The sequence below is a fragment of the Capnocytophaga sp. CM59 genome (assembly GCF_000293175.1).
GTDB classification, from domain to species: Bacteria; Bacteroidota; Bacteroidia; order Flavobacteriales; family Flavobacteriaceae; genus Capnocytophaga; species Capnocytophaga granulosa.
This window is the reverse complement of record NZ_ALNN01000059.1, coordinates 1-4,364: the sequence shown is the minus strand read 5'-3', so window position 1 is coordinate 4,364 and position 4,364 is coordinate 1. Positions and strand designations below refer to the sequence as shown.

The 4,364-nt window shown below is 45.4% G+C and carries 1 protein-coding gene; it reads left to right on the top strand.

Annotated features, from left to right (window positions below; genetic code table 11):
• Positions 1–4,364: hypothetical protein (locus tag HMPREF1154_RS13570; RefSeq protein ID WP_009642760.1), on the top strand; the 4,364-nt coding region annotated here is incomplete at both ends.

The following is a 4,364-nucleotide window of genomic DNA, read 5'->3' as shown; positions in this document are numbered from 1 at the left end:
GAGTTCTTACCATCATCTATCCTACCACCAGCGGTGATAGGAGGTGGTAACCGCTACGACATCAAGGTAACCTATCGTACAACGAATACACAAGAGACCAGACAGGCAAGTCCATTTACAGCGCCAACAGGTTCTGCTACTCCTAGTGGTTATACTCCAGTAGATACCAATGTAACTGAACAGGATATAAGTGTAGCTCCTACACTTGCCCCTGGAGGAACAGAGCTTTACTATACTGTATGGATTAAGGATAAGGGTAACAAGTACTGTACTGATTATATCCCAAGTGCACCTATAAAGATACTTCCTGCCGAAACGACAGCTGATCTTAATGCACGCCATAAGGTAGAGGGAGCTGATGTAGAACAGCAGAATGCTTGTACAGGTACAACGGGTACTAAGGGAGCCTTCGAGTTCACAAGAAATACCACGCCAGCATCACCTGCGATAGCTCGTGAGGATGTAAGTTTTGAGTATGACTTGCAGAGAGCACCTATAGGAACCACAGCCTTTGCCTCAACAGGTACCACTATTACTGATGCCAATATCATACCAAATAGATCTACTGACCCACTAGGAACAGTAAGATATAGAGTAGAAGGCTTAGACGAAGGAGATTATAAGCTTATAGTGAAGAAGTCTTCTAACGGAGAATGTAATGGCTATGATGTGACCAATATAGCGGGTAATGTAGTAACTATCAACAAGAATCCGAAAGTAGACTTTGAGATGACCACTTCATCTCCACCGAAACCGAAGATAGAGCTTGTTCAGATGGCTTGTGCTGCAACTACCTCACCTATATTTGGTTTGACCCCATCTAAGGACAAAGCACAGCTTAAGTTCAAGGTCAAAGGAGGGGTACCACCTTATACAGCGGAAGTGTATATCAAGGATGCGAGAACATCAGAGTTCTTGTTCTCCAGAGCGGTAATACCTTCTACAGTAGCACCACTGTCATACCCAGCGCTCACGATACATGAGGCAGAATATGCTTTTGACCTACCAGACAGAGGAATAAAGTATGAGGTAACCTTGAAGATACGCGATGCTAAGGGTTGCGAATTGGATGCAGGATCAGGCTATGCCTTCCACGATGAAGTTGAGGCTATAAATAAGATAGAGTCTGTATCTTTGGAAACAAAGAAACGTAAGGGCTGTGATCCAGCTAAGTTGGAAGAAATAGAATATACACTTGTATATAGTACAAATGGAGGTAATACTAATGGATATGACGTAAAGATAGAGAAGCTTGATACCACAACAGGTCTCTATAATGCAGTAGCAGGTTCTCCATTCTTTGCCGCAAGTGCGCCTAATGATCTAAAAGGTACCTTGACCATACCTTATGATACTGATGAGATGGCTGATTACCGTGTTACCTTTGTTGATAAGGATAATCAATGTTCTTATGTGGTGCCTCAGAACTATAGAGTAGTTAAGAGCCAGAAACCACAGGTGAATTTGGTTCTTGAAGAAGGAGGCTGTGGAGACCAAGGAACTACGCCACCTCCTGCGACCATAGATTTGAAATTTAGAATAGAGGTACAAGGAGGAGATTATGAAAAACAGGGCTATGATTATACCATAAAAGGTTTAGGAGGAACTCCTTATACCTATACCAATCATAGTGACGCTACAGATCCTGAAATCGTTACACTTCAGGTGCCTGTAGCTGCAGTACCTGCCAATGCGACCACTCCATTTGAAGTGGAAGTAACAGTAACAAGTACAGGTTGCTCCAATAAGGGAACTACCCAGGTGATTCGTCCAGCACAGATAGTGGCTGCTTCCGCTATGACCAAAGGTATTACTTACTGTGGAGGAGAGTCCAACAATGATGGAGAAATAACCGTAACCACACCAGCCACAGGTGGCTGGGGAGGCCCTTACCAATACCAGATTGTAAGCAATGGCGTAGAAGGTGGTTGGACAGATGAGCTTACCTTTGGTAACTTAGGCGAAGGAAGCCACTATGTACAGGTAAGAGATGGCAAAGGCTGTTTGCGTAACTTGGATACCTTTACCTTCTTGCAATTCAACGCTGCAACTATGAAACTTACCGTGCCTGCACCTACACTGATAGACGTGCCAAGCTGTCAGGGTTCACAGGACGGAGCTATCAAGCTTGCAGGAGTAACAGGTGGTAATGTAACCTTAGGAGGTACGCCTCTAGAAGGAAAACTCACCTATGAGCTTTTGGATGCCGAGACAGATACGCCTTTAGGAGTGATACGTTCCGATGATAATCCATCTACCCGTGGTACAGTAACCTTCACAGGCCTAGGAGCAGGTACCTACAAGATACGTGTGTACTCCGATATGCTTTGTGCCGATGACCATGAGGATAGTGCCCCTATACCAGTGGGAGACCCAGGTAGCATCATCGCTAGAGCACGCTTGTCTAGGTACCCAGGCTGTACAATCTCTGGAGATATTACAGTAGAGATAGATAAGCGACCTAATATGCGCACCTCTAGGGCTAACTATAAGGTAGAGCTATTTGATGTAACTGAATCCACACCTCAGTCCCTTGGTGTGATGACTACTCCTACTACAGGAACCAATGGTATCACAGGGGTATCTTACGAGTTTGCCACAAAAGTAAAACCTGGCAACGGCGGAGGTAATGTAGAGCGTAAGTATAAGGCGGTAGTCTTAGATAACGGAGGCTCACCTGATCCATGTGAAGGTATCAGCAATATAGTAATAGTGGATAAGATAACCGACTTGGATGCTGTTTTAGTGGCTGAAGAAAGCGAATTGAACCTCAAGTGCTTCGGTAGCTCTTATGGTAAGATTACAGTGAAAGCTACAGGAGGAAAGGCTGACGAAGGCTATAACTTCAAGCTCCTTAAGGGAGGAAGTCCAGTGCCTACAGGTACAGGTGGTACCAGCAGTGCCAATCCAAACACACAAGGAGTGTTCGAGGGACTCTCTGAAGGAAACTACCAAGTAGAGGTAAGCCAAACCAATGGAGGATGTCCTGTGAAGGTGGTAACAGCAACTATTACCCAGGAGACCGAGTATAGAGTGAAATTTAAGAAAGAGGATGTAACATGTAATGGAGAAAAGACTGGTAAGATTACCATCACCCAGCTCTCAGGAGAGCAACATCGTGATGGCACCAATAGAAAGCTCACCTATGCAATCTCTCCACGCTTGGATCGTTTCCTAGACAAGCCAGGAGGTGTAATTGATAGCTTAGCTCCAGGTAAGTACTTTGTGATAGTACAAGATGAGAATGGTTGTCGTCCAAGCCTCATCAGTGAGGAAGATGAAAACGGAGGTGTTACACCTATTCCTTCTGTTGATATCATAGAGTTCACCATAGGCGAGCCAGAACCACTCAGTGTAACGGTGAACCCTGAAGCTACCGAGCACGAAAGCTGTATAGACGCCAAGGATGGTAAGACCCGCCTAAGAGTATTCGGAGGTACGCCAGTGAGCACAGATCCGATAACTCATGACAAGGTATACCAATTGATCATAGACAGCAACGCACCTATAGCTTACCATACTAAGGATAGCGGAGACCTCTTAGAAGGCTTATCGGCAGGGGAACACACCTTTAGGATTATAGATAAGAATGGTTGTGAGGCCGAAACAGCTGTAACGATAGATCCAGGCTCTGAGGTAAAACTCAAGCTATCGGCAGGTAAGTACGAGTGTGTGGATGGCAAGATCAAGTGGATAGTGGAGGCTAGCGTAACGCCAACTACGGCAGCGCTCAATGTCCGTTACTTGCTCACCGAGGTAGGCAACCCTGCCAAGGTAGACCAGCCACATGACAATACACAGTTCAACTTGGATGTGGATTTGCAAGGCAATACGACCAAGACTTACATCATCAGTGTATTGCATAAGGTAGCAGGCCATGGCGAGTGTAGAGTGGATTCAGATCCAATACAGGTAGCTCCTAAAGAGCCACTAACGATAGAACCATTGTCAGGCAAGCCAACGGTAAGCTGCCATGATGGTGAAGACGGAAGATTTGAAATCACCGCCCGCGGAGGATCAAGCAAGTATAACTATGGATTGAAGAAGGCCGATGGCACCTTCGATTGGCAAGGAGATAACAACAAGTTTACAGGTCTTAAGGTAGGTTCTTACACTGTAGGAGTGAAGGATATGGAATACAACTGTATCGCTGAACTGACCAACATAGTGGTAGAATCTCCAGATAAGATAGCTATCAAGCAGCAAAGCATCCAGCATGTAGGCTGCAAGGGCGAGACCAACGGTAAGATCTCCTATGCGATAGAAGGAGGTAACACCCCATACAAGTGGGAAGTGTATAAGGAAGATGGTACAACCACTTCTAAACGCGGAACAGGGGTGAGAGTAGCCGTACCATTTGAAAT